The organism is Arthrobacter sp. BG3 (genome assembly GCF_056680185.1).
Window position 1 is genome coordinate 2,331,752 of the sequence record NZ_CM155270.1, and the last position, 24,355, is coordinate 2,356,106.

Consider the following 24,355-nt stretch of genomic DNA (forward strand, 5'->3'; position numbering starts at 1 on the left):
GAAAGGCCGGCTTTTCCGTGACTGTTCCGCTTTCCATCCTTGACCTGGCAACCATCGGCAAGGGCCAGACGGCGGCTGAGAGCTTCGCGGGGAGCGTGGCCATGGCGCAGCTCGCCGAGAAGCTGGGCTACCGCCGGGTCTGGTACGCCGAACACCACAACATGTCCGCCATCGCTTCCTCGGCCACCAGCGTGCTGATCGCCCACATCGCCGCCCAGACCGAGAGCATCCGGCTCGGCGCCGGCGGCGTGATGCTGCCCAACCACTCGCCGCTGACCATCGCCGAGCAGTTCGGCACCCTGGAGACCCTGCACCCGGGCCGGATTGACCTGGGCCTGGGCCGTGCGCCCGGCAGCGACCAGAACACGCTGCGGGCCCTGCGCCGGGACCCGATGTCCGCGGACAGCTTCCCGCAGGACGTGCTGGAACTCCAGGGCTACTTGAGCGGTCCCACCCGCATCCCGGGCGTGGAAGCCACCCCTGGCAAAGGCACCAACGTGCCGCTGTACATCCTGGGATCCTCGCTGTTCGGCGCCAAGCTCGCCGCGCAGCTGGGCCTGCCGTACGCCTTCGCCTCGCACTTCGCGCCGAACGCGCTCCAGGACGCCGTCGCCATCTACCGCCGCGACTTCCAGCCCTCCGCGCAGCTCGACGCCCCGCACGTGATCGCCGGCGTCAACGTGATCGCGGCGGATTCCGCGGCCGAGGCGCAGCAGATGTTCCATGCCACCAAGCGTGCCCGCGTCTCGCTCTTCTTCGGCGGCGGCCGCGAGTTCAGCGACGACGAGGCGGACATGGTCCTGGACTCGCCGCAGGGCCAGCACGTGGCCCAGATGATGAAATATTCCGCCGTGGGAACCCCGGACGCCGTGCTGGAATACCTGGACGAATTCACCGCCCACGCCGATGCGGACGAGCTCATCGTCGCGCACCAGAGCACCGGGACCGAGGCCCGGCTGCGTTCGGTGCAGCTGCTGGCCGACGTCGCCGGACTGGTCCGGGTCTAGCAACCCCGGTCACGGCTCGATGACGTCCCGGAGCCTGGCAGCGGCGGTTTCCGGGACGATGTCGGCGATGAACGCTCCCATCGCCGCCTCCGAGCCGGCAAGGTACTTCAGTTTTGTTTCCTCGCGCCTGGGGGAGGTCAGCTGGAGCATCAGCCGGATGTCGTCCCGGTGGGCCCGGACGGGCGCCTGATGCCAGGCGGAGATATAGGGGGTCGGCGTCGGATACAGCGCATCCACACCGCGCAGCAGCCGGCCGTAGAGCAGGGCAAACTCGTCGCGCTCCTCGGCGCTCGTGGCCGCGAGGTCGGGAATCTGGCGGTGCGGCAGGATGTGGACTTCCAGGGGCCAGCGCGCCGCGAAAGGCACGAAGGCCGTCCACCGTTCGCCCCGGAGCACCACCCGCTCGGAGTTCCGCTCGAAGGTGAGGACATCCTCGAAGAGCGAGCTGCCGTACCGCTCCAGCGAGCGGATGAGTGTCTGGGTGCGCGGGGTGATGAACGGGTAGGCGTAGATCTGCCCATGCGGGTGGTGCAGCGTCACCCCGATCTCTTCGCCGCGGTTCTCGAAAGGGAAAACCTGCTGCACGCCGGGCATTGCGGACAGGGCCGCTGTCCGGTCCGCCCAGGCTTCCATCACGGTCCGCATCCGGGACAGCGGTAACCGGGCGAGCGTTCCGGTGTGTTCCGGGGAGAAACACACGACCTCGCAGCGGCCCACGGACTGACGGCTGCGCCCCAGGCCAATACGCGAAAGATCCTCAAGCCCGTCCGGCGCCAGCGGGCCGGTCAGCTCCGGTCCGAAGGACGGCGACTTGTTTTCAAAGACAGCCACATCGTAGGGGCTGGGAATCTCCGACGGGTTCTCTGCCGAGGCCGGCGCCAGCGGATCCAGGTGCGAGGGCGGGAGCACGACCCGGTTCTGGCGGGCCGAAGCCACCGAAATCCATTCGCCGGTCAACACATCCTGCCGCATGAGGGCCGTTGGCGGCCGCGGCGCCGGTGCACGCAGATCCGGCGCGCGTTCCGCTGGGAGCGCGGTATCGGCGTCGTCGAAGTAGATGATGTCGCGCCCGTCCGCGAGCTGAAAGGCGCGCTTCACAATCCCGGCCATGCTAGATGCGCTTCCCCGCGGGTCCGGGGACGGCCCGCACACTCAGGAGCAGGCCGTGTTCCGGATTGAGGACGGGCATCGGCAGGCCGGACCCGGCGAGGAAACGGCCGCTCGCCTCAATCCCGGCTGCCAGCCAGGCAGGCGGGCGCGCCTGGATGAAAGCGTGCCCGCTGTCCGGGGCCGGATAGGCCAGCTCCACCCGGTAGTTCTGGTCGGGCAGCAGCCCGGGCAGGGGCACGTGTCCGGGAGCCTCGGAGAAGGACGTCGCCACCGACACCAGCGCGAACAGCGCTTCGGAGCCGTCGTGCGAGACGACGCCGTGCAGCATCAGCGAGGGGTCCTGTTCGTCGGCCCGCACCATGCGCCCGCTGTGCAGCAACGAACGGTGCTCCTTGTAAAGCGCGATGACGGCTGCAAGCTCGTCCCGTTCCGCACCATGGAGCTGGCGGACGTCCCATTCCAGGCCGAAGTGGCCGAACATGGCCGTAATGGCGCGGAAGGACAGTTCGTGGGTGCGGGCCGTGGTGTGCGAGGTCCCCGGCCCGATGTGCGCTCCGACCAGCTCCGGCGGCACCACCACCCCGGTCCACCGTTGAATGGTCTGGCGTTCCAGGGCGTCGTTGCAGTCGGAGGCCCAGACCCTGTCGGTGCGTTCCAGAATGCCCAGATCCACGCGCGCCCCGCCGGAGGAGCAGCTCTCAATTTCGACGCCGGGATGGGCCTTCCGCAGTTCGTCCAGCAGCCGGTACACGGCCAGCGTCTGGGCGTGGACGGAAGGGCTGCCCTCGTGCCCCATTTCCGTGAGATCCCTGTTCTGGTCCCATTTGAGATAGCTGATGCGGTGCTCGCTCAGGAGCGAGTCCAGCCGGTCAAAGATGTATTGCCACGCCTCCGGGTTGACCAGGTCGAGCACCTGCTGGTGCCGCCATTGCTCCGGCAGCCGGCCCGGTGCGCCCGGCCCCTGGCGGAGCGGGCCCGGGCCGGAGATCCAGTCCGGGTGCGCGCGGGCAAGGTCCGAATCCTCATTGACCATCTCCGGCTCGACCCACAGGCCGAATTCCATGCCGTGGGCGGTGACGGCGTCGATCAGGGGGTGCAGCCCGTCCGGCCAGAGCTGTTCGTCCACGTACCAGTCGCCCAGGCCGGTGCGGTCGTCGCGGCGGCCGCGGAACCAGCCGTCGTCGAGGACATAGCGCTCGACGCCGAGCGTGGCGGCGGAATCTGCCAGCTCCAGGAGGGTGGTGAGCCGGTGGTCAAAGTACACCGCCTCCCACACGTTCAACACCACGGGGCGCGGCTTCCCTGACCGTGTGCCGGGATGGTGCGCCCGCGCCCGGAACCAGGCGTAGAACGAGTCGCTGATGCCGTCCAGCCCGGCGTCCGAGTAGGCGGCAAAGAGCCAGGGCGTCTGGTGGCCGGTTCCTGCAGCCAGGGTGACCTCGCCGGAGCCCAGCAGCTCCGAGGCGCCGATGACCGAGCGTCCGTCGCCGACCGTCTCCACGAAGCTCTCGTGGTTGCCGCTCCAGCCCAGATGGACGGCCCAGACCTGCCCGTGCCGGTTGCCGAACCCCGGGGTTCCCGCGGCCAGCAGCAGCGAGGAATCGTGACCCGTGCGTCCGTGCCGGCCGGAGCGCACCCAGGTGCCCTGCCGCATCGGCAGCCGCTGGGGGTGGGCCTCGCGGCACCAGCGTCCCGTCAGGTCCAGGATTTCGCCTGCGGCACGCCCCACCGGCAGCACCGCGGCCAGTTCCTCCAGCGCATAACCGTCCGGGCCGTCATTCTGGAGGCGGTGCCGGAGCTGCAGCAGGCCGCCGTCGTTGATTTTGATTTCGGTGCTGAGGGTCAGGCCGGCGTCGGGGTCTGACTGGGTGATGACGGCGGAGCAGCCCTCACCCTGAGTTACGGAGACAAGGCGGAGCCGGGCGGAGAACGACCGGCCGTTCCGGTGGCCGCGGAGTCCGGGGCGTCCACGCCAGCCGGAGGACGCCTGCGGGATCAGGCCCTGCGTCACGGGAATGTCCAGGGACGAGGGCGGCACGGGGTCGCCCAGCAGGGACAAGTCCGGAAGATCAGGGCCCAGGTCCGCTCCGAAATGCAGCACCGCGGGCTCGCCGGTGCTGCAGTCGATGAGCAGTGCCGTGCCGGAATGCCGCAAATACAGCAGCCGCGGCAGCGGTTCCAGGACCGGAGTCCGCCCGGGGACGGTGGTCGGGTTCGGGTGGTTCACGGCAGCTCCATGCTTGTCATCGGCGTTGGGTGGCGGGTGCGGTGCGGGAACGGACGACGGCCACGCCGCCAGCGTCCAGGCCCAGGCCGCCGTCGAGCTCCCGGCCGGCGATGAGTTCCACTCCCGCAAGGGGCAGCCGGACGGCGTCGGCCCCGTGGTTGATGCAGAACGTCCAGTCCGTGCCGTCCTTGCTGCGCCGGATGACCTCGACGTTGGGCGGAAGGTCCGGGACGAGGGGCTCCACCGAGGCCTCGGCGCAGATAACGGGCAGCAGTTCGCTGAAGCCTTCGGCGGACAACGTGGTGGCGACGTAGTAGGCCCGGCCGGTTCCCGCGTGGTTGCGGGTCACCGCCGGAGAACCGGCCACCGGCCCCTCCGTCACCGCAGCGAGCACCTCGGCGGTGCTCACCGTTCCCAGTTCGCTCCACCACGCGCCCGCCCCGAAGGCGCTGAGCGGGACCGATTCGCCGGCGCGCAGGGGGAAAAATTCCTCCATCCGCACTCCCAGCAGCTCACTGAACGCGCCGGGGTAGCTGCCGGGCCTGATGTGGTCATGTTCGTTGACGACGCCGGAGAAGTACGTGACGACGAGGTGTCCGCCGGACCTCACATAGCCGTCCAGGTTGGCGACGCCGGCATCCGTCACAAGGTATTGCATCGGGGCCACCACGAGCCGGTAGCCGGAGAGATCGTCCGTGCTTTGGCGGAAGTCCGTCGGGATCCCGGCCCGATAGAAGGCATCATGCCAGCGACGCGTCTCCGCGATGTTGGAGGCATCCACACTCGGGTGCGAATCGAGTTCCGATGCCCAGCGGGCATCGGTGTCATGGATGATCGCGACATCGACGCTGCCGGACGCGCCGGTCACCGCCGAGCCGGCGACTTCGGCGATGCTGCGCAGTGCCTGCCCCAGCTGGACGACCTCCCGCCACACCTTGGTGTCGGTTCCCCCGTGCGGCAGCATCCCGGAGTGGAACTTCTCCGCACCGGCCCGGGAGGCCCGCCACTGGAAGAAGAGTGCGCCGTCCGCGCCGCGGCCGACGTGCTGCATCGAGTTGCGCAGCATTTCGCCGGGTGCCTTGGCGATGTTGCGGGGCTGCCAGTTGACCGCGGACGTGGAGTGCTCCATCAGCAGCCATGGCCTGCCCTGCGCCCATCCGCGGGTGAGGTCGGCGGTCTCGGCAAGCTCCTGGAAGTTCCGCAGGTCCTCGGCGATGAGGTAGTGGTCGTTGGAAACCACGTCCATCTGTCCGGCCCAGCGCCAGTAGTCCACCGGCTGGTGCAGCCCCATGTTGAAGCCCATGAAGTTTGTGGTCACCGGATGCCGGGAATGCGCGCGGATGATCGCCGCCTCCGCCTTGTAGCACTCGAGGAGTTCGTCCGAGGAATACCGGGCGAAGTCCAGCTGCTGGGTGGGATTTACCCATGTGCCGGAGGTCCGCGGCGGCAGGATTTCTTCCCAGGCGTAGTAGCGCTGCGACCAGAATGCGGTGCCCCAGGCGTCGTTCAGGCCGTCGAGTGTTCCGTAGCGGGCCTCCAGCCAGCTCCGGAAGCCTGCGGCGGCGCCGTCGGAAAAGTCGGGCTGGTTGTGGCAGCCGTACTCGTTGTGCACATGCCACATGACCACCGCGGGGTGGTCCTTGTACCTCGCCGCAATCTGCTCAGTCAGGCCGGCCGCAGCCCGGCGGTAGTCCGGGCTGGAGGCGGCGAAGGCCTGCCGGGACCCATAGCTGTGGCGCACGCCGTCGGCAGTCACCGGAAGGGACTCGGGGTACTTGTGGCTGAACCACGGCGGCGGCGAGGCAGTGGCGTTGGCCAGGTCCACCCGGATGCCGTTGGTGTGCAGCAGGTCCAGCACCCGGTCCAGCCAGCCGAATTCGTAGACGCCCTCGGACGGTTCCAGCAATGACCAGCTGAAGATGCCGACGCTGACCAGGTTGACGCCGGCCTCGCGCATGAGCCGGACGTCCTCGTCCCAGGTTTCTTCCGGCCACTGTTCCGGGTTGTAGTCCCCGCCGAACGCCAGCATCGGGGACCCTTCGGAGCCCAGGCGGGCGGTGATGTAGTCCATGGCGGCGTTGTTGTTGTAGTCCACGTTTATCCTTTGCTGGAGCCGAGCGTCAGGCCGGCCACGAAGTGCCGCTGCAGGAGCAGGTAGATGATGAGGGCCGGAATGGCCGTGATCATGGCGCCCGCTGCGATCAGGTTGTAGTCGGAGAGGAACTGGCCCTGGAGGTTGTTCACGGCGGTGGTGAGCGGGAGCCGGTCACCGCTTTGAATAAAGAGCAGCGGCCAGAAGAAGTCGTTGTAGATGAAGATGACCTCGAGCGTGCCCATCGCCGCCAGTGCCGGCCGGCAGAGGGGGAGGATGATCTCCCAGTACTGCCGCCAGATGCCGGCGCCGTCCACCAGGGCAGCCTCCGTCAACTCGGGGGACAGCGCCTTCATGTAATTGGAGAGGACGAACGTGACGAAGCCGATCTGGAAGGCCGTGTCGACGGCGATGACGCTGATGTAGGTGTTGAGGAGGTTTCCGGAGTCGCTGATGCTGTACGGGAGCTCGAGCTGCTTGAACATCTGGAACAGGGGGGCCGCGAGGACCTGGGGCGGCAGGAGGTTGCCGGCCGTGAACATGATCAGCAGGGTGACGTTGAATTTCCAGGACACCCTGCTGACGGCGAAGGCCATCATGGAGGCGAAGAACAGAATCAGGATGACGGAGGGGACGGTGATCAGCACTGAGTTCCAGGCGTACTGCGCAAACCCGCCTCGGGTCCAGGCCTCGACGAAATTGTCGAAGTTGAAGGACCCGCCGAGGCTGAAGTAGCCGTATTTGTCGGTGTCGGCCTTGGGCCGCAGCGACGTGAAGACGGTCCAGCCCAGCGGCACCAGCCAGATGGCTGCCATCACGATCAGGAAGATGTGGATGCCGAGGTGGTTCTTGGCTGGCCCCCGGCTTTTGCCGCCGCTGCCTGTGCGCGGCGCTGCGGCGACGTCGTTGCCTCTCGCCGCGGCCGGGGCCGGCTTGATGATGCTCATGCCTCTTTGTCCTTTCCAAAGGCGCGGGACAGGTAGAACGTGATGGGAACCAGCGAGATGACCAGGAGGATGACTGCGAGGGCGGAGCCGACGCCGATCACCTGTCCCTCGCCCACCAGGTTCTGGATGACGAGGGCGCTGATGAGTTCGAGGCCGTTCGTGCCGCGGTTGATGACGTAGACGATGTCAAAGGCGCGCAGCGATTCGATCACCGTGATGACGATGATGATCACGTTGACCGGCCGCATGGCCGGGAAGATGACCCGAAAGAAGGTCTGGACAGCGTTGGCGCCGTCGATCTGGGCTGCTTCCCGCAGGGTGGGGTCAACACCCTTGAGCCCGGCCAGGTAGAGGATCATGACGTAGCCGGCGTGGCGCCACGTGGCCGCCACGAGGGCCGCCCAGATGTTGACGCTGGAGTCGCCGAACCAGTCAACCGCCTGCGGGGTGCCTGCGGTCCCCAGCAGGAAGTTCAGCAGCCCGCTGTCCCGGTTGTAGAACAGCTGCCAGATGACGCCGATCAGGGCCAGCGACAGCATCACGGGAGTGAAGAAGATGCTCTGGTAGATCTTGGTGCCGCGGATATTCTGGTCGAGAAGGATGGCGAGCAGCAGGCCCAGCGGGGTGGCGATGAGGGCCAGGAACACCAGCCACAGCACATTGTGCTGGACCGCGGGCCAGAACGGCGGGTAGTCGTTGACGATGAACTGGTAGTTGGCCGCCCCTGCACTCTTGATGTCCGTCAGGCTCAGCCCGTTCCACCGGGTGAAGGACAGGGCCGCGGAGAGCAGTGTGGGGATCCAGACCAGGACGAGCTGGATGAGGGTGGGGACCCCCACCATGAAGCCGAGTACCCACTTGTCCCGGCCGGACAAACGCCGGACCCGCCCTGCCGGGGCCCGCTTGGTGCCGCGGGCCCCGGCAGTTGCTGTGTCGCTTGATGTGCTCACTAGGAATTCCTTGCTCGATATCGCGTGCGGCTACTGGGCGGCGTAGAGCGATTTGGCCTGGGCTTCCAGCTTCTTGACGTCGACGTTGCCGTCCTTGATAAAGGACTGCAGCGCCGGGATCATCACGTTGTTGGCCATGGCCGGGAGTGCGTCGCGGTCAAAGAACTGGCTGATGCTCTTGGCGTTGGCGATGGCCTCCGCCATCTTCTTGTTCAGTGGCGTGAACTTCGACGTGTCGGCGCCCTTGGCAGTGGCGATATTCGAGGAGTCAACGGATGCGTAGACGTCTTGTCCTTCCGGGGTGCCGAGGTAGGCGAGGAAGTCTTTGGCGGCCGGATTCTGGCCGCCCTTTTTGGAGAGCAGCAGTCCGTCGATGGGGGCTTCGATGGCGTCCTGGCCTTCCATCGCGATCTCCGGGAACGGGAAGAAATCGATGTCGTCCGCGACCGTCTTGTCGGTGTACTGCTGGGTGAGGAAGGATCCGAGCAGGTACATGCCGGATTTTTTGTCGCCGAGGTTCTTCGCGGAATCCTGCCACGTCATGCCCAGGGCATTGGGGTTCTGGTACGGCAGCAGTGCCTTCCAGGTGTCGAACACGTCGCTGACCCTCTTTTGGTCCCAGCTTTCCTTGTGGGCCGTGAGGTCCATGTGGAACTGGTACCCGTTGAGGCGCATGTTCAGGTAGTCGAAGGTGCCCATTGCAGGCCAGCCGTCCTTGTCCGCGAATTCGATGGGGATCAGGCCGTCGTCCTGCATCTTCTTGGAGAGTGCGGTGAGCTCATCGAAGGTCTTCGGAACCTGGTAGCCCTTCTCGGCCCACAGGCTCTTCCGGTAGAAGAAGCCCCAGGGGTAGTTGTAGTTCGGGACCAGGTACATCTTTCCGTCGGTGCCGGTGGAAGCCTTCTTGAGGGCGTCGGAGTAGTTGCCCCCGATCTTCTCCCAGACATCGTCGATCGGGGCGAGCAAGCCCTTGTCCGCGTAGTACTGCATCCGGTAGCCGGCAAACCAGGTGAAAGCGTCGTCGGGGCTGCCCTGCAGGTACGTGTTGATCTTGTTCTGAAAGTCGTTGTGGGGCACCACGTTGGTGGTGACCTTGACGCCGGACTTCTTCTCAAAAGCATCCGTGACGGCCTTGTAGGCGGCCTTGGGGACTTCGTCCGAGGATCCGGAACCGAAGCTGACCGTTTTGGCGCCGCCGCTCGACGCCGGCGCACTTCCGCCGGTGCAGGCCGCCAACACGGGCACCCCCGCCATCGCGACTGCTCCCACGCCCAGCGTCTTCAGCAAGGTCCGACGGTCCCAGCCGCCCTGGCTGGAGGCCCGGCTCAGCGCATCTTCGTGCATGGTCATGATTTCTCCTTTGAAACATCACGGGTGTGAGGCAGTTCACATAACTATGTATCATAATCGCACAATAAGGAACGTCAAGGGGCAAAAAGGAACATCCGTGCGGATGTTACACAGCTGCAACCGGGGAGACACCCGCGGGAAATCGGGCCGGGATGACACTTGGTAGGACGTCCTTTTCGGACGGTCTCATGCAGGCATTGGGGACTACTCGAAGGACTCCGCGCATGCCCACTCCACTCAACCAGTCCCTGGCCGACTCTGCCCTCCTGACGAAATCGCTGCCGCTGGGCCTGCTCCGGGCCTTTGTGCAGACCAACGCCGCCGATGACGGGCTGACGCCGCAGCTGCTGGCGGACCTCAAGATCCTGGCCCGCACGCCCGGGCTGCTCGTGGCCTGCAACTACGGCGGGACCCTGTGCGCCGCCGAGGGCATCTCCACCGAGACCCTGCCGCTGGGCAGCGCCGCGATTGCCCTCCGGGCGCTGGCTGCCCTGCCCAACACCCACGCCGCCGTCATCTCGGGGCGTTCCCTGCGGGACCTGGCGGCCGTCTCGCGGCTCCCTGCAGAGGTGCACCTCGTCGGCTCGCACGGCGCCGAGTTCGATATGGGCTATGCCCACGGGCTGTCCCTTGCCACCGAATCGGTGCTGCAGCAGGCCAGCCAGGCGCTCGCCGAAACCGTGGGCGCCTACCGCGGCATCACCATCGAACGCAAGCCCGTCGCCGTGTCCGTGCACACCCGCCCGGCCGCGCCCGACGTCGTCGCGCTGGCCACCGCCCAGGCGGAGGTAATCGCCCGGGCGCACGGGCTGTCCTTTATCGTGGACGGCTCGGTCCTGGACCTGTCCGTGGTGGAACCGTCCAAGGCCGCCGCGCTGGAGCACCTGCGCTCCATGCTTGGTGCCAGCGCGGCCCTCTACGCCGGGGACGCCGCCAGTGACGAGCTGGCGATGGCGACCTTGCGCGGCCCGGACCTGGCGCTGCGGGTGGGGGAGGGCCCGACGCAGGCCGCGCACCGGCTCCGGGATCCCGAGTCCTTCGCGAGGGTCCTCGCCATCCTCTTCGAACTCCGGCGGGCCTGGCTGTTCGGTGAGGATGCGGTCGGCCTGGAGCGGCATTCGATGATCGGCAACGGCTCCTCCACGGCCCTGATCACACCGGACGCCAAGATCTGCTGGATGAGCCACCCGCTGCCGGACTCGGGATCCCTTTTTGCGCATCTCCTCGGCGGCGACGCGGCCGGCCATTTCTCGGTCGAACCGGTGAAGGCCTCGCAGGTGCTGGGCCAGCGCTATGTGGACAGCACCATGATCGTGGAAACCCGCTGGGCCGATGTGACCGTCACTGACTACCTGGAACCGGCGCCGGAAGGCGTGACCAGCCTGGTCAGGGTGCTCTCAGGCACGGGGACGGCGCGGATTGTCTTCGCGCCCCGCCCGGACTACGCCAACGCGCCCTTCAGCATGGAGGCCCGCGGCGAGGAGCTGCACGTTGTGGGGACCGCGGACCCGATCATCCTGCTGGCGCCCGGGGCCGGTTTCTCCATGACCTCGGACGGCCGGCATGCCACCGCCACCGCCGAGGTGAACCTGCGGCACGGACCGGTGGTGCTGAACCTGCGCTGCGGCGACACGGAACTCCATCGCGCCGCGCCTCCGGGGGAGAGCTCGCGTCGCGCCGGCGTCGCGCTGCATTCCCGGCGCTGGGTGCAGGCGCTGCAGCTGCCCGCCGTGAAGCCGTCCCTGGTCCGGCGGTCGGCCCTGGTGCTCCGGGCCCTGGTCCACGAGCCCACCGGCGCCGTCCTGGCGGCGCCCACCACTTCGCTGCCGGAGGGGATCGGCGGCACCAGGAACTGGGACTACCGGTACTGCTGGCTGCGGGACGGCTCCATGACGGTCAACGCGCTCGTGGATCTCGGCTCGACTGCGGAGGCGGAAGGATTCCTGGCCTGGCTGGGCCGGATCCTCGCCCACGCCCCCGGCCCGGAATGGCTGCACCCGCTGTATTCGGTGACAGGGTCGCCACTGTCCACCGAAGCCATCATCGAGAGCCTCCCCGGCTACGCGGGCTCCCGCCCGGTCCGGATCGGCAATGCCGCGGACCACCAGGTGCAGCTGGACGTCTTCGGGCCGATCGCCGAGCTGATCGACGCCCTGTCCGCCCGGCGCGGGGACCTGTCCGATGCCCACTGGGAGCTGATGGTGCAGATGGCATCGGCCGTCCTGGCCCGCTGGCACGAGCCGGACCACGGAATCTGGGAGGCCCGGAGGGCGCCGCGGCATCACGTCTACACCAAGGTGATGTGCTGGGTGACGCTGGACCGAGCCCTGCGCACCGCCGCGCGGCACGGCCGGACGCCGGTCCCGGCCTGGGAACCCGCCGCGACCGCCATCCGCGACGAAGTCCTGCGCGAAGGCTGGGACGAGAGCGCGGAGTCCTACACGGTGGCCTACGGCAGCCCGGACCTGGACGCCGCGGTGCTGCACATCGGACTCTCCGGACTGCTCGACGTCAGCGACCAGCGCTTCCTGGACACCGTCACCGCGGTGGAACGGGAACTGCGGGTGGGGCCCACGGTGTTCCGCTACCGGTACGACGACGGCCTGCCGGGCCTGGAGGGCGGCTTCCACATCTGCACAACGTGGCTGATCGAGGCCTATGTTGCGGTCGGCCGGATCGAGGAGGCGTGGGACCTGTTCGACCAGCTGGTCAACCTGTTCGGCCCCACCGGTCTGCTGCCGGAGGAGTATGACCCGGGCACCGAAACACATCTGGGAAACCACCCCCAGGCATACTCGCATCTGGGTTTCATCCGCTGCTCGCGGCTGCTGGACGCGCTGCCGAGGAATTAGCTGCTGCGCCGGTGCTGAATCAGACGGCGCATTATTCGCAGGCGACGCCGTCGCGGTCGCCGTCCATCTGCTCGCGGTAGCCCGGCTGGCCGGCCCGCAGCGGTGCGGCGCCGGCAGCACGGGCGGCGGCGCAATTGGCGTAGTACACGGAGGCCGGGTCCGCTGGGGCGGCCGGGGCGGCGGGGGCCGCCGGTGCTGCCGGGGCGGGTGCTGCGGGGGCCGGCGCGGGAGTCGCCGCCTGCGCCGGGGTAGCCGGCGCAGCCTGGCTGGTCGGGGCGGCCTGGCCCGGGCAGTCGCCGAGAACCCGTGCCATCGCATCGTGCTCGGCCGCGGTGACCCACAGCCCGTAGCTGGACTTGACCGAGATCTGGCGGGCAACGTAGGCGCAGCGGTAGGACTTGTTCGCAGGCAGCCAGGTGGCGGCGTCGCCGTCGCTCTTTTGCTGGTTGGCAGGGCCGTCCACCGCGAGCAGGTTCAGCGGATCGTTGGCGAAGGAGAGCCGCTGGGACTCGGTGAGTTGCTGGGCGCCCTTCTGCCAGGCGTCGCTGAGGGCCACCACATGGTCGATCTGCACTGCGTCGCTGGTGCTGGTGCCGCGGAGGAAGTTGATCAGGGTGGCCGTATAGGGGTCGTTCAGGATGCCGGAAAGGACAACGCAGTCCCCGGTGCCGGGTTTGAGGGCGAGGTCGGTGAGGTCCCGGCGGAGCATGTCGTTGCGGGTGTCGCAGCCGTTGCGGTCGACGTCGGCCCAGGCCTGGCCGAACTGATCGCGCGAGTAGCCCGTCTTGGGCGCCCGGCCCTTGACCGGGATCGTTGCCAGGACGTCCAGGGCCTTGGCGGCGAAGGCCGGCTGCTGGTTCGGGGTGTCCTCGGCGCCGGACTCCGCTGAGGCGCCCGCGGTGATGCCGGCCGTGCTCACGGCGGCTGTGGGGGCGGCTGCCGGCGCGGCGCCCGGGGCCGTCGCCGTGCCGGCGCAGGCCGTGGCGGAGACCAGCAGCAGCCCTGCCAGCCCGGCCGCGATCCAGTCGATGGCCGCGGATCTGGCGGTGGTGCGTGTTCTGACGCTGCGCAATTTGTCCTTACTTCATGCTGTTGCCCCGGGTTACCCGCGGGGCGGCTTAAGACCGGTCCCAGCCTACCGGCGCACACCGCAACGCGGGGTCACATCGCGCCCATGCCGGGGCCCGGGATGGGCGCGATGTGACCCCGCGTTGTTTCCTGGGGGCGGGGTCAGCGGATCCCGGGCCGGGACGCCGAGAAGATCGCCGGCGCCGGGCCGTCGCCGGTGGCGAGGTCGGCGAGGATCCGCCCCACGACTGGGGTGAACTTGAACCCGTGGCCGGAGAAGCCCGCACCGATCACGAGCGGCCCGATGCGGTCAAGGATGAAGTTTTCGTCCGGGGTGGTGGTGTAGGTGCAGCTGATGTCGGTCAGGGTGTCGGCATCCACGCCGGGCAGCCACCGCCGCGCGTAGCTTTGCAGCGCCGCCAGTTGCGCCGGTTCCGCCGTGAAGGACCTCCGGTCCGGGTCCACGACCGGACCCGCGCCGTGCCAGCCGGCCTTGATCCCCTCGCCCGGCGTCGGCATGCCGTAGACCGGTGAGTACCAGTCCGCGAAATCCGCGCCCCGGCCGGGGGCATGGTTGAACCCGGGCCAGACCGCGCCCTCGTCGGCAATGGCGAAGTGTGCCGGCTGTTCCTGGGTGACGGTGAGCCGGGGGAGGGGCACCATGCCGCCGAGCAGTCTTGTGGTCCAGGCACCGGCGGTGACCACGGCCTGCCGCGCGGTCAGCACCTCGGTGCGGCCGCTGGCGTCGACCGTGAGCCGGACGCCGTCGTCCTCCGCCGCGAGCTCCAGCACCTTGACCCGGTGCCGGATCTCGGCGCCGCGGCCCGCGGCCAGGCGCTGCAGCGCCGGCAGGGCGGCATCGGGATTCAGCTGCCCGCCGTCGGGCATGTGCAGCACGTGCTGGTCGAACCGGATGCCCCGCCACCGTTCGGCCGCTTCCGCGGCAGCCAGGAATTCGGCCCGCAGTCCGGCCCTTTGCAGGGCGCTCTGCACCTCACCCAGCAGCGGGTCGGTCCCGTGGTTCACGACGCCGGTGCGCGCCAGCAGCCGCTCGCCGGCATCGGCCTCGAGCTCGTCCCAGAGCCGGACGGCCTCGGCCAGCATGGCCACGTAGTCCGGATCGGCGTAGCCGGGGTTGAGGTTCCGGGTGGCGCCGTGGGAGGCGCCGTTGCGGTGCCCGGGGCTGAACTGCTCCAGCAGGGTCACGGACCGGCCGCGGCTGGCCAACGCCCAGGCCGCCGCCGAGCCCATGGCGCCGCCGCCGATGATGACGGTGTCCAGGCTGGTTCTCATGGGTCCTCCGGAGGGTGTGGTGTGGGAGCATTGCGGGGGCTGCTCAGGCGAGCAGCAGGGCCACGCCGATCATGGCCGGCACGGCGACGATCGTGGTGATCAGGATGGTGTCCTTGGCGACGGTCAGGCCGGTCCGGTAGCGGTTGGCGATCACAAAGACGTTTTGCGCGGTGGGCAGGGCGGAGGTCACCACCACGGCGAAAAGTGCCTGGTCCGCCAGCTGCAGGGCGAAGCGGGCGAAGAGGTAGGCCAGCAGCGGATGCACAATGAGCTTGAAGCCGCTGGCCAGCAGGGTGTCGATCCGGCGCCCCGCCGAGGCGTGCAGCGGGCGGGAGCCGTTCAGGCTCATCCCGAAGGCGAGCAGCATGGCCGGAATCGCAGCCCCGCCGATCAGGTGGATGGGCTCCATCACCAGCGGCGGCACCTGCCAGCCAGTGGCGGCCACCGTCAGGCCCAGCCCGGAGCCCACGATCATGGGATTCCGCAGGATCATCAGCACGAAGCTCAGCGGCGTGGTCCGGTGCATGCTGGTGGTGGCATCCAGCACCACCAGGAACATGGGGGTGAAGAAAGCCAGCTGGAAGATCAGCAGCGGCGCCACATAACTTGCGTCGCCCAGGACGTACACGGCGATGGGGATGCCGAGGTTGGCGGAGTTGGCCAGCGAGGCGCCCATGGAGGACATGAGGGATTCCGGCACGGAGCGTTTGAGCAGGAAACGGACGATGCCGAAGTAGAGTGCCGCCGTCGCGATGGCGCCGACCGCCGTTACCAGCACCGGGGCGGCGAAAATATCGTGGACCTTGGCCTTGCTGAGGGTGTCGAACAGCAGGGCCGGGCTGGCGACGAAGAATGTCAGAGCGCTGAGCACGGAGCGGGCGTTCTCGCCCAGGATTCCGCGCCGGCCGACGAACATGCCCACCAGGATGATGCACCAGACCACGAAGAATCCGGCGAGGACGCCTAGCACGCGGCAGCCCGCGGCGTCGAAGGCGGGGGATGGGGGGCAGTCACCCCTCCAGAGTAATCAGCTTTATTTACGCCCAGCGCCTGTTACGGCAGAACTGCGCCCCCAGGCTGAAGCCGTCAGTTCAGCGTGGCGTTGTTCAGTGCGTACGGCGGGCGCATGATCCCGGGCGTGTGGCCTTCCGCGGGGTCGTTGCCGATCTGGACAATCTTGTTGTCCTTGTCCACATGGACCACTTTGGGGCTGTAGGCCCTGGCTTCATCAGTGGTCATCTGGGCGTAGGTGATCAGGATGATGATGTCGTTCTCATGCATGAGGTGCGCGGCGGCGCCGTTGATCCCGATGACCCCGGAACCGCGCTCGCCGGCGATTGTGTAGGTCTCCAGCCGGGCACCGTTGGTGACGTCGACAATGGAGACCAGCTCGCCGGGCAGGATGTCGGCCGCTTCCAGCAGATCCAGGTCCACGGTGACCGAACCGACATAGTGGAGGTCCGCGTGCGTGACCGTGGCGCGGTGGATCTTGGACTTGAATATTGTGCGATTCATAACGGATCCAGTCTAGCGCCGGGCCGCCGGAAGCGCTGTGAGCGAGCCAACACCCCCGCAAGCCTGCGCCGCACGCCCGCAACGGCCGCCGGATTAAGGGCCGGCGGGCGGGATGGACGCCGCTGTCTCCGCCAGGATCTCCCGGGTGGCCAGGATGGCCGGGCGCTTGACGCTGGAGCGCCGCACCGAGGTGAAGATGGTCCGGTGCGGATAGCCCGGCAGGGTAATCAGTTGCGACGTTGTGCCTCGCCCGGTCCAGACGAGGTCCGGCATCAGGGCCACGGCGTTCCCGGATTCGATCAGCCGGATCTGCGCCTGCAGGTCGGCGGTCTCGAAGCGGACGTCGGGCTCGAATCCGGCGCTGCGGCAGGCCTGTTCGGCCCAGTGCCGTGACGCCGCGCCGCGGGGCTCCATCACCCAGGCCAGCCCGGCGGTGTCCGTGAGGGACGTTATCGCCGGAAGGTTGGAGGATCGGGGCGGAACCGCGAGGCGGATGGCATCGCTCGTGAGCCGGAGCCGGTCGAGTTCGGCATAGCGGGGGGCCGCATGGCCGGGGTACTGCTCGGCAATCACCAGGTCGAAGTCCCGGGCCCAGGTCTCATGAAGCGCCGTTTCGGGTTCCCGCTGGATCATTTCGATCCGGACTTCAGGATAGCGTGACGACATCCTGGTGAGGGCGTCCGGCATCAGGGCCAGCGCCGCGGACTGGAAGACCGCAATGCGGACCGTGCCCGTCACGGTGGTCAGTGAGGCGGCCAGATCCGCCTCGGCCTGTTCCAGCGTTTCCAGCAGGTGGGCCGTGTGGGCCACGAGGACCTCCGCCTGCGGGGTCAGCTGGACCCGGCGTCCGGTCTTGCGAAGCAGTTCGACGCCGGCTTCCTTCTCCAGGAGGGCCAGCTGCTGCGAGACCGACGACGGGCTGTACTGAAGGGCCTCCGCAACCTCGGCCAGGGTGCCCCGGATCTTCAGTTCGCGCAGCAGGCGCAACCGCCGGACATCCAGCATCGCTATTCCTTTGTGAATTCTAATGTTTATTGATTAGGAGAATTCACTTTATCTAATGCAATCCGGCTTGCATACTGTTGTCGTCGAGTAACCCCCATCATAGGGCGGATTGATGGGCACCACCTCTGAGCGGAAGACCCTGAAAATGAGTACAAAAGACATAACCAGGTCGATCATGAGGCGCAAGCCCATCGACGACATCGAGGAAGAAAACCTGCACAGCGGCCTGTTAAAGAGCCTGGGGCTCTGGCAGCTGACCGCCATCGGCGTTGGCGGCATTATCGGCGTCGGCATCTTCTCCCTGGCGGGCCTCGTGGCCCACGGCAGCGCGTCCGAACCCGGCGTCGGCCCGGCGGTGCTGTTCTCCTTTCTGATTGCGGGGCTCGCCTCCGCGGCCGCCGCGCTGTCCTATGCGGAGTTCGCGGGCATGATCCCGCGGGCCGGTTCGGCGTACACGTACGGCTACGTGGCGCTCGGCGAGATTATCGGCTGGTTCATTGGCTGGGACCTGTTGCTGGAATACATCGCGATTGTGGCCGTGGTGGCGATCGGCATATCCGGCTACTTCGACGCGTTCCTCTCCGGCATCGGCATCCACATGCCGGCCTGGATGACCGCGACGCCGGATGAAGGCACCGGCGGAATCATCAATGTTCCCGCGATTGCCGTCTGCCTCCTGGTGACCTGGATCCTGTCCCGCGGCACCAAGACCTTCGGCCGGTTCGAACTCGTGGCTGTCGGGATCAAGGTAGTCCTGATCCTGTTCATCATTGGTCTCGGCATCTTCTACATTGATACGGGAAACTACAACCCGTTCATGCCCAGCGGGTTTGGCCCGGTTGTGGCCGGCGCTGCCACGGTGTTCTTCGCCGTGTTCGGGTACGACGCGATGAGCACCGCCGCGGAAGAGGCGACCGACGGCAAGAAGCACATGCCGAAGGCCATCATCATGTCCCTCATCGTGGCAATGCTCCTGTACGTCGCCGCAACCCTGGTGCTCACCGGCATGCAGAACTACCGGGAGATCGACCCCAAGGCCGGCTTCGCCTCCGCGTTCAACAGCGTGGGCCTGCCGGTCATCGCCACGATCATCTCGGTCTTTGCCGTCCTGTCCATCCTCACTGTGATGCTCACCTTCCTGCTCGGCGTCACCCGCGTCTGGTTCTCGATGAGCCGCGACGGGCTGCTCCCCGGCTGGTTCGCCAAGACGGACCGCCACGGCACCCCGCAGCGCGTCACCTGGATCGCCGGCGTCGCCTCCGCGCTGCTGGCCGGTGTGTTCCCGATCAAGGCCGTCGCCGACCTGACCAATATCGGCATCCTGGCCGCCTTCGTCGTCGTCTGCACCTCGGTCATCGTCTTCCGCTACAAAAAGCCCGACGCCCCGCGGACCTTCCGGCTGCCGCTCATGCCGCTCGTTCCGGCGTTTGGCGTGCTGGCCTCCGGCTTCCTCATGCTCCAGCTGCACTGGGAAACCTGGCTGCGCTTCGGCGTCTGGCTCGTCATCGGCCTGGTCATCTATTTCAGCTACGGTCGGAAGAACTCGCTGATGAATCCGGACAGCCCGAGGCACGAGGAGGCCGTGGAGATGCACCGCCACGCCGGCTAGCCACCCGCCCGGTTGCGCTATCACTTTTGGCTCCCATGCCCCGGTTTTGGCCGCCAAAAGTGATAGCGCATCCGTGTGTTCCGGGGCGGTTCCGGCGGGCCCCGCACCGTTCGAGTTTTCTAACCAGTATTGCTCGGAAAACATCGCTTTATCTTATGAAAATCCGGTCCCATACTGAGGTTAGAACGCTCCCCATTTCGAGAAAGAACGAGTGCCAGCCATGACCAACATTTCCACGGAGTCCGGTGTGAACACCGGCAACGACGCCGGACACGCCGCCGTCTCGGAAGGCTCTCCGGTCCTCGAAGCCGCAGCGCTCGCCGAGGAGGCCATCGGGCTGGTGCGCCACTGGCTCAGCGAGGCGGCCAAGGTCCCGGTTGACGCCTCGGCCGAGCAGCTCGCGGGCGTCCTGAAGGACCCCAACGGCCTGGACTTCACGGTGGGGTTCGTTGACGGCGTGGTCCGCCCCGAGGACCTCCATGTGGCCGCCCGCAACCTCGCAGCCCTGGCCTCCAAGGTTCCCGCGTTCCTGCCCTGGTACATGCGCGGTGCCGTCCGCCTCGGCGGCTCCATGGCCCCGGCCCTGCCCCAGGTGGTCATCCCGATCGCCCGCCGTGTGCTGCGCGAAATGGTCGGCCACCTCATCGTCGATGCCACCGACGCCAAGCTGGGCCCCGCCATCGCGAAAATCCGCAAGGACGGCATCAAGCTCAACGTCAACCTCCTGGGCGAGGCCGTGCTGGGCGAACACGAGGCCTCACGCCGGCTCGAGGGCACCCACAAGCTGCTGTCCCGCCCCGACGTCGACTACGTCTCCATCAAGGTCTCCTCCACCGTGGCCCCGCACTCGGCCTGGGCCTTCGATGAGGCCGTGGCGCACGTCGTCGAGAAGCTCACCCCGCTCTTCACCCGCGCCGCCTCGTTTGCCGCCGGCGGCGAAAAAGCCAAGTTCATCAACCTGGACATGGAGGAGTACAAGGACCTGGACATGACCATCGCGGTCTTTACCCGGATCCTGGACAAGCCGCAGTTCAGGGACCTCGAGGCCGGCATCGTGCTCCAGGCCTACCTTCCGGACGCGCTGTCCGCCATGATCCGCCTGCAGGACTGGGCCGCTGCCCGCCGCGCCGACGGCGGCGCCGCCATCAAGGTCCGCGTGGTGAAGGGCGCGAACCTGCCGATGGAGCAGGTGGAGGCCTCACTGCACGGCTGGCCGCTCGCCACCTGGAACACCAAGCAGGACTCGGACACCAACTACAAGCGCGTCATCAACTACGCGCTGCACCCCGACCGGATCCGCAACGTCCGGATCGGCGTCGCCGGCCACAACCTCTTCGACATCGCCTTCGCCTGGCTGCTCGCCAAACAGCGCGGCGTGGAGGCCGGGATCGAATTCGAGATGCTGCTCGGCATGGCCCAGGGCCAGGCGGAAGCCGTCAAGAAGGACGTCGGCTCGCTGCTTCTCTACACCCCGGTGGTCCACCCGGCCGAGTTCGACGTCGCGATCGCCTACCTGATCCGCCGGCTCGAGGAAGGCGCCAGCCAGGACAACTTCATGTCCGCCGTCTTCGAACTGAGCGAGAACGAATCCCTCTTCGAGCGCGAGAAGCAGCGCTTCCTCGCCTCCCTCGCCAGGCTCGACGACGAGGTCCCCCTGCCCAACCGCCGGCAGGACCGCAGCATCCCGGCCGGGCCGATGCCGCATGACTCCTTCGAGAACACCGCGGACACCGACCCGTCCCTGCCGGCCAACCGCGACTGGGGCCGCGCCATCCTGGCTCGGGTCCCGTCCTCGAACCTGGGCAACGCCGCCGTCGAGGCCGCCATGATCAACGACGAGGCGACGCTCAACACCGTGATCGACACCGCGGTGGAAAAGGGCAAGGCCTGGGGCACGCTCTCCGGTGACGAGCGGGCGGCGATCCTGCACCGCGCCGGCGATGTCCTGGAAGCCCGCCGGGCCGAACTCCTGGAGGTCATGGCCAGCGAAACCGGCAAGACCATCGACCAGGGCGATCCGGAGGTCAGCGAGGCTGTTGACTTCGCGCACTATTACGCCGAAGCGGCCCGCAAGCTCGACGGCGTCGACGGTGCCGCCTTCGTGCCGGCGAAGCTCACCGTGGTGACCCCGCCGTGGAATTTCCCGGTGGCCATCCCGGCCGGTTCCACGCTGGCGGCCCTCGCCGCGGGCTCCGCCGTCGTGATCAAGCCCGCCAAACAGGCCCGGCGCAGCGGTGCCGTGATGATCGAGGCACTCTGGGAAGCCGGCGTTCCGCGGGACGTGCTGACCATGGTCCAGCTGGGCGAGCGTGAGCTTGGCCGGCAGCTGATCTCGCACCCCGCAGTGGACCGGGTGATCCTCACCGGCGGCTACGAGACCGCCGAACTCTTCCGTTCCTTCCGCCAGGACCTGCCGCTGCTGGCCGAAACCAGCGGCAAGAACGCCATCATCGTCACCCCCAGTGCCGACCTTGATCTTGCTGCCAAGGACGTCGCGTACTCCGCCTTCGGCCACGCCGGGCAGAAGTGCTCAGCCGCGTCGCTGGTGATCCTGGTCGGATCCGTGGCCACATCGCGGCGCTTCCACAACCAGCTGATCGACGCAGTCACCTCGCTCAAGGTGGGCTACCCCGAGGACCCCGCCAGCCAGATGGGCCCGATCATCGAACCGGCCAGCGGCAAGCTCCTCAACGCCCTTACCACCCTGGGCGAAGGGGAAAGCTGGGCCGTCGAGCCGCGGAAGCTGGACGGGACGGGCAAGCTCTGGAGCCCTGGCATCCGCTACGGGGTGCGCCGCGGATCCTACTTCCATCTCACGGAATTCTTCGGCCCCGTGCTGGGCGTGATGACCGCGGAGACGCTGGAGGACGCCATCGCCATCCAGAACCAGATCGAGTACGGCCTCACCTCCGGGCTGCATTCGCTGGACCCGGCGGAACTGGACCTCTGGCTCGACACCGTCCAGGCTGGCAACCTCTACGTCAACCGTGGCATCACCGGCGCCATCGTGCAGCGCCAGCCCTTCGGCGGCTGGAAGAAGTCCGCCGTCGGCGCCGGCACCAAGGCCGGCGGCCCCAACTACCTCGTCGGGCTCGGCGAATGGGTGAGCAAGCCCAGCACCGCGGCCGGGAACCCTGCCGCCACGCCCGCGCACCCCGGTGTCCGCCGGATCGAGCAGGCGGCGCAGGAGTTCCTGACCGCCGGCGAGCTGGCAGGCCTGCAGCGCGCCGTGGCCTCCGACGCCCTCGCCTGGGCCGAGGAATTCGGCACGGCCAAGGACGTCTCCGGGCTGGGCGCCGAACGGAACATCTTCCGCTACCGCCCGCTGCCGGTGCAGGTGCGCCTCGCCGAAGGCGAACCGCTCGCCCACCTGGTCCGCACAGTGGCGGCCGGTGTCCGGGCCGGCTCCCCGCTGACGGTGTCCACCGCCGTCGAGCTTCCAGCCCGGCTGCGCACCGTGCTCTCCGGGCTCGGCATCGATCCCACCGTGGAGTACGACGCCGGCTGGCTGGCCTCCGCAGCCAGCTCCGCCGGAGCGGGCAGGCTTTTCACCCCGCGGGTCAGGCTCATCGGCGGGAATGCCGCGGCCCTGGCCGAGGCGACCGGCGGACGTCCGGACCTGGCGATCTACTTCCACCCGGTCACCGAAGCCGGACGCGTCGAGCTGCTGCCTTTCCTGCATGAGCAGGCCATCAGCATCACCGCACACCGGTTCGGGACGCCGAACCACATTTCGGACGGGCTGATCTAGGGAATTCCTCCCGGGGCCAGTACAAACGACTGCCAACACAAACGAGCCGGGCGGCCACCCTCCAATGGTGGCCGCCCGGCTCGGAGTCTGCGGAGGCTTAAGTCCGCGGACTCAGCCGAAATACCAGCCGGGCGGAACCCAGGTGGCAGGCACGGCATGCGCGGAGAAGTCGTCGCAGCCGGAGCAGAAGTACGTCACCTCGCCCAGCCGGTTGATGGAGCCGTCCCTGTGGTGTGTGGCCGGGACAAAGGTCTCCAAGTAGATGAACTCGTCGGTGCCGCACCGTTCGCAGTACGGGTTGCCGACGTATTCGGCCTCAACCAGGGTCGTCGGGTGGTGCGGGTCCAGGCGTCCGAGGCTGGGGTGATTCGCGGCGTCGCGGCGCACTGCCTGGGAGAGCGGGGCCACGGGCTTGAGGCTCCGGGTTGCCGATGTGGCGGGACGGTGTGGTCGGTTTATGGCTGGCGTCATTGTCGGCCTATCCCGAACGCCTCCGGTGCGTCGCCGCACGGCAGACACATAGGACAGCGTTCGTATTCGAATCGTTGTCACAGGCCTCTGCTTGACCTTCAACACACTCAGGATAAGCCATGAATACGAGTGGATCAATGGTATGCGTAAGTACGTAACCCGAGTAGGTACAGCAGCAGGTACGCAGGTGTGTCCCGGCCGCTCACCCGGGGCGCTTCAGGGTCCGGCCCGCGATCGTCTGGGTCAGGGCCTCGATCACCTCGGTGTTCGCCAGCGGGTTGCGGATCAGGGTGAAATCGACGTCGCCCACCGGCGGCAGTTCGAAGCGCCGGGTGATGATCTTCAGATCGTCAGGCACAAGCGAGGACGGCATGACCGCAACCCCGATGCCCGCCCGGACAGCGGCCAGCACGCCGCTGATCTGCCGTGTGGTGCACGTGATGCGCCAGGTCCGGCCGGCGGATTCGAGTGCATCGATGGCCAGTTTCCGGCTCAGGCTGGGTGCGGGGTAGGCAATCAGCGGCACGGGCTCGGCCGGGTCCAGCGACGTCTGCTCCAGCCCCACCCAGGCGAACGAGTCCTGCTGGACCACCGTGCCGTCCTTGGCCCCGGCCACCCATTTGACGAAGACCAGGTCCAGTTGGCCGGCGTTGAGCCGCTTGTAGAGCTGGTCGCTCTGGCCCACCGTCAGTTCCAGGTTGATCTGCGGGTAGACCTGGCGGAACTCCCGCAGGATCCGCGGCAGCCCGGTGATCGCGAGGTCGTCCGCCGTGCCGAAGCGCAGCCGGCCGCGCATGGCCGAGCCGGAGAAGTAGCGGGCGGCGGCGTCGTGGGCGGAGAGGATACTGCGGGCGAAGCCAGCCATGGCGTCCCCGTTGTCGGTCAGGCGCACATCCCGGGTGTCCCGTGCCACCAGGACCCTCTTCGCGGCGGTCTCGAGCTTGCGCACGTGCTGGCTGACCGTCGGCTGTGCGAGACCCAGCCGTTCCGCGGCCTTGGTGAAGCTCAGTGTTTCAGCCACCGCCAGGAAGGAGCGCAGCTGGGCGGGTTCGAACATGCGGTCTCCTCAGCTGCGGTACTCTCGCGCCATTGCGCTTCGTAATGCGAG

Annotated in this window: 17 protein-coding genes; 4 read left to right on the forward strand and 13 right to left on the reverse strand. The window is 67.8% G+C overall.

What is annotated here, in order from left to right; all coding sequences use genetic code 11:
- Positions 1 to 17: 17 nt before the first annotated feature.
- Positions 18 to 1,007 carry an LLM class flavin-dependent oxidoreductase gene (locus AC1MFL_RS10360; protein ID WP_479809497.1) on the forward strand — a complete coding sequence of 330 codons (990 nt, stop codon included), beginning with the start codon at positions 18 to 20 and terminating at the stop codon, positions 1,005 to 1,007.
- A gap of 9 nt (positions 1,008 to 1,016) precedes the next feature.
- Here the strand turns inward: AC1MFL_RS10360 and galT are convergent, their stop codons facing one another.
- From galT to AC1MFL_RS10390, 6 genes are all read right to left on the reverse strand, one after another.
- Positions 1,017 to 2,117 (reverse strand): galactose-1-phosphate uridylyltransferase, encoded by a 1,101-nt coding sequence (gene galT, locus AC1MFL_RS10365; protein WP_479809499.1) that lies wholly within the window; start codon positions 2,115 to 2,117, stop codon positions 1,017 to 1,019.
- A 1-nt stretch (position 2,118) separates the two neighbouring features.
- A complete protein-coding gene (locus tag AC1MFL_RS10370; protein ID WP_479815424.1) occupies positions 2,119 to 4,299 on the reverse strand; it encodes an alpha-galactosidase in 2,181 nt (726 codons plus the stop codon).
- A gap of 61 nt (positions 4,300 to 4,360) precedes the next feature.
- On the reverse strand, positions 4,361 to 6,439 hold the full coding sequence (locus AC1MFL_RS10375; RefSeq protein WP_479809501.1) for a beta-galactosidase: 2,079 nt from the start codon (positions 6,437 to 6,439) through the stop codon (positions 4,361 to 4,363).
- 2 nt (positions 6,440 to 6,441) lie between these two features.
- Positions 6,442 to 7,383 carry a carbohydrate ABC transporter permease gene (locus tag AC1MFL_RS10380; RefSeq protein WP_479809503.1) on the reverse strand — a complete coding sequence of 314 codons (942 nt, stop codon included), beginning with the start codon at positions 7,381 to 7,383 and terminating at the stop codon, positions 6,442 to 6,444.
- Entirely contained in the window at positions 7,380 to 8,333 is a 954-nt protein-coding gene (locus tag AC1MFL_RS10385) for a carbohydrate ABC transporter permease (protein ID WP_479809505.1), read from the reverse strand. Before AC1MFL_RS10385 ends, AC1MFL_RS10380 begins: the two co-directional genes overlap by 4 nt.
- A gap of 30 nt (positions 8,334 to 8,363) precedes the next feature.
- On the reverse strand, positions 8,364 to 9,683 hold the full coding sequence (locus AC1MFL_RS10390) for an ABC transporter substrate-binding protein (protein WP_479809507.1): 1,320 nt from the start codon (positions 9,681 to 9,683) through the stop codon (positions 8,364 to 8,366).
- Between the two features lie 224 nt (positions 9,684 to 9,907).
- On the opposite strand from AC1MFL_RS10390, the gene AC1MFL_RS10395 reads away from it, so the two are divergent.
- Positions 9,908 to 12,535 carry a trehalase-like domain-containing protein gene (locus AC1MFL_RS10395; RefSeq protein ID WP_479809508.1) on the forward strand — a complete coding sequence of 876 codons (2,628 nt, stop codon included), beginning with the start codon at positions 9,908 to 9,910 and terminating at the stop codon, positions 12,533 to 12,535.
- Positions 12,536 to 12,566: 31 nt separating this feature from the next.
- Here the strand turns inward: AC1MFL_RS10395 and AC1MFL_RS10400 are convergent, their stop codons facing one another.
- The 5 genes from AC1MFL_RS10400 to AC1MFL_RS10420 all read right to left on the reverse strand — a co-directional run bounded on the left by AC1MFL_RS10400 (position 12,567) and on the right by AC1MFL_RS10420 (position 17,416).
- On the reverse strand, positions 12,567 to 13,607 hold the full coding sequence (locus AC1MFL_RS10400) for a GmrSD restriction endonuclease domain-containing protein (RefSeq protein ID WP_479809510.1): 1,041 nt from the start codon (positions 13,605 to 13,607) through the stop codon (positions 12,567 to 12,569).
- A 158-nt stretch (positions 13,608 to 13,765) separates the two neighbouring features.
- The gene (locus AC1MFL_RS10405) at positions 13,766 to 14,896 is read right to left on the reverse strand and encodes an FAD-dependent oxidoreductase (protein ID WP_479809511.1); all 1,131 of its coding nucleotides are present in this window, start codon (positions 14,894 to 14,896) and stop codon (positions 13,766 to 13,768) included.
- Positions 14,897 to 14,939: 43 nt separating this feature from the next.
- Entirely contained in the window at positions 14,940 to 15,866 is a 927-nt protein-coding gene (locus AC1MFL_RS10410; RefSeq protein ID WP_479809512.1) for an AEC family transporter, read from the reverse strand.
- Between the two features lie 116 nt (positions 15,867 to 15,982).
- Positions 15,983 to 16,411, reverse strand: a complete 429-nt coding sequence (panD, locus tag AC1MFL_RS10415; protein WP_479809514.1) for an aspartate 1-decarboxylase — start codon at positions 16,409 to 16,411, stop codon at positions 15,983 to 15,985.
- Positions 16,412 to 16,504: 93 nt separating this feature from the next.
- Positions 16,505 to 17,416, reverse strand: a complete 912-nt coding sequence (locus AC1MFL_RS10420) for a LysR family transcriptional regulator (RefSeq protein WP_479809515.1) — start codon at positions 17,414 to 17,416, stop codon at positions 16,505 to 16,507.
- Positions 17,417 to 17,561: 145 nt separating this feature from the next.
- Here AC1MFL_RS10420 and AC1MFL_RS10425 point away from each other — a divergent pair, with 145 nt between their 5' ends.
- Positions 17,562 to 19,025 (forward strand): amino acid permease, encoded by a 1,464-nt coding sequence (locus AC1MFL_RS10425; protein WP_479809517.1) that lies wholly within the window; start codon positions 17,562 to 17,564, stop codon positions 19,023 to 19,025.
- A 220-nt stretch (positions 19,026 to 19,245) separates the two neighbouring features.
- Positions 19,246 to 22,776 carry a bifunctional proline dehydrogenase/L-glutamate gamma-semialdehyde dehydrogenase gene (locus tag AC1MFL_RS10430; protein WP_479809519.1) on the forward strand — a complete coding sequence of 1,177 codons (3,531 nt, stop codon included), beginning with the start codon at positions 19,246 to 19,248 and terminating at the stop codon, positions 22,774 to 22,776.
- Positions 22,777 to 22,887: 111 nt separating this feature from the next.
- Here AC1MFL_RS10430 and AC1MFL_RS10435 read toward each other — a convergent pair whose 3' ends face one another.
- Complete coding sequence (locus tag AC1MFL_RS10435; RefSeq protein WP_479809521.1) at positions 22,888 to 23,184, reverse strand: hypothetical protein; 297 nt, start codon at positions 23,182 to 23,184, stop codon at positions 22,888 to 22,890.
- A gap of 265 nt (positions 23,185 to 23,449) precedes the next feature.
- Positions 23,450 to 24,304 (reverse strand): LysR substrate-binding domain-containing protein, encoded by an 855-nt coding sequence (locus AC1MFL_RS10440; RefSeq protein WP_479809523.1) that lies wholly within the window; start codon positions 24,302 to 24,304, stop codon positions 23,450 to 23,452.
- Positions 24,305 to 24,355: the final 51 nt, after the last annotated feature.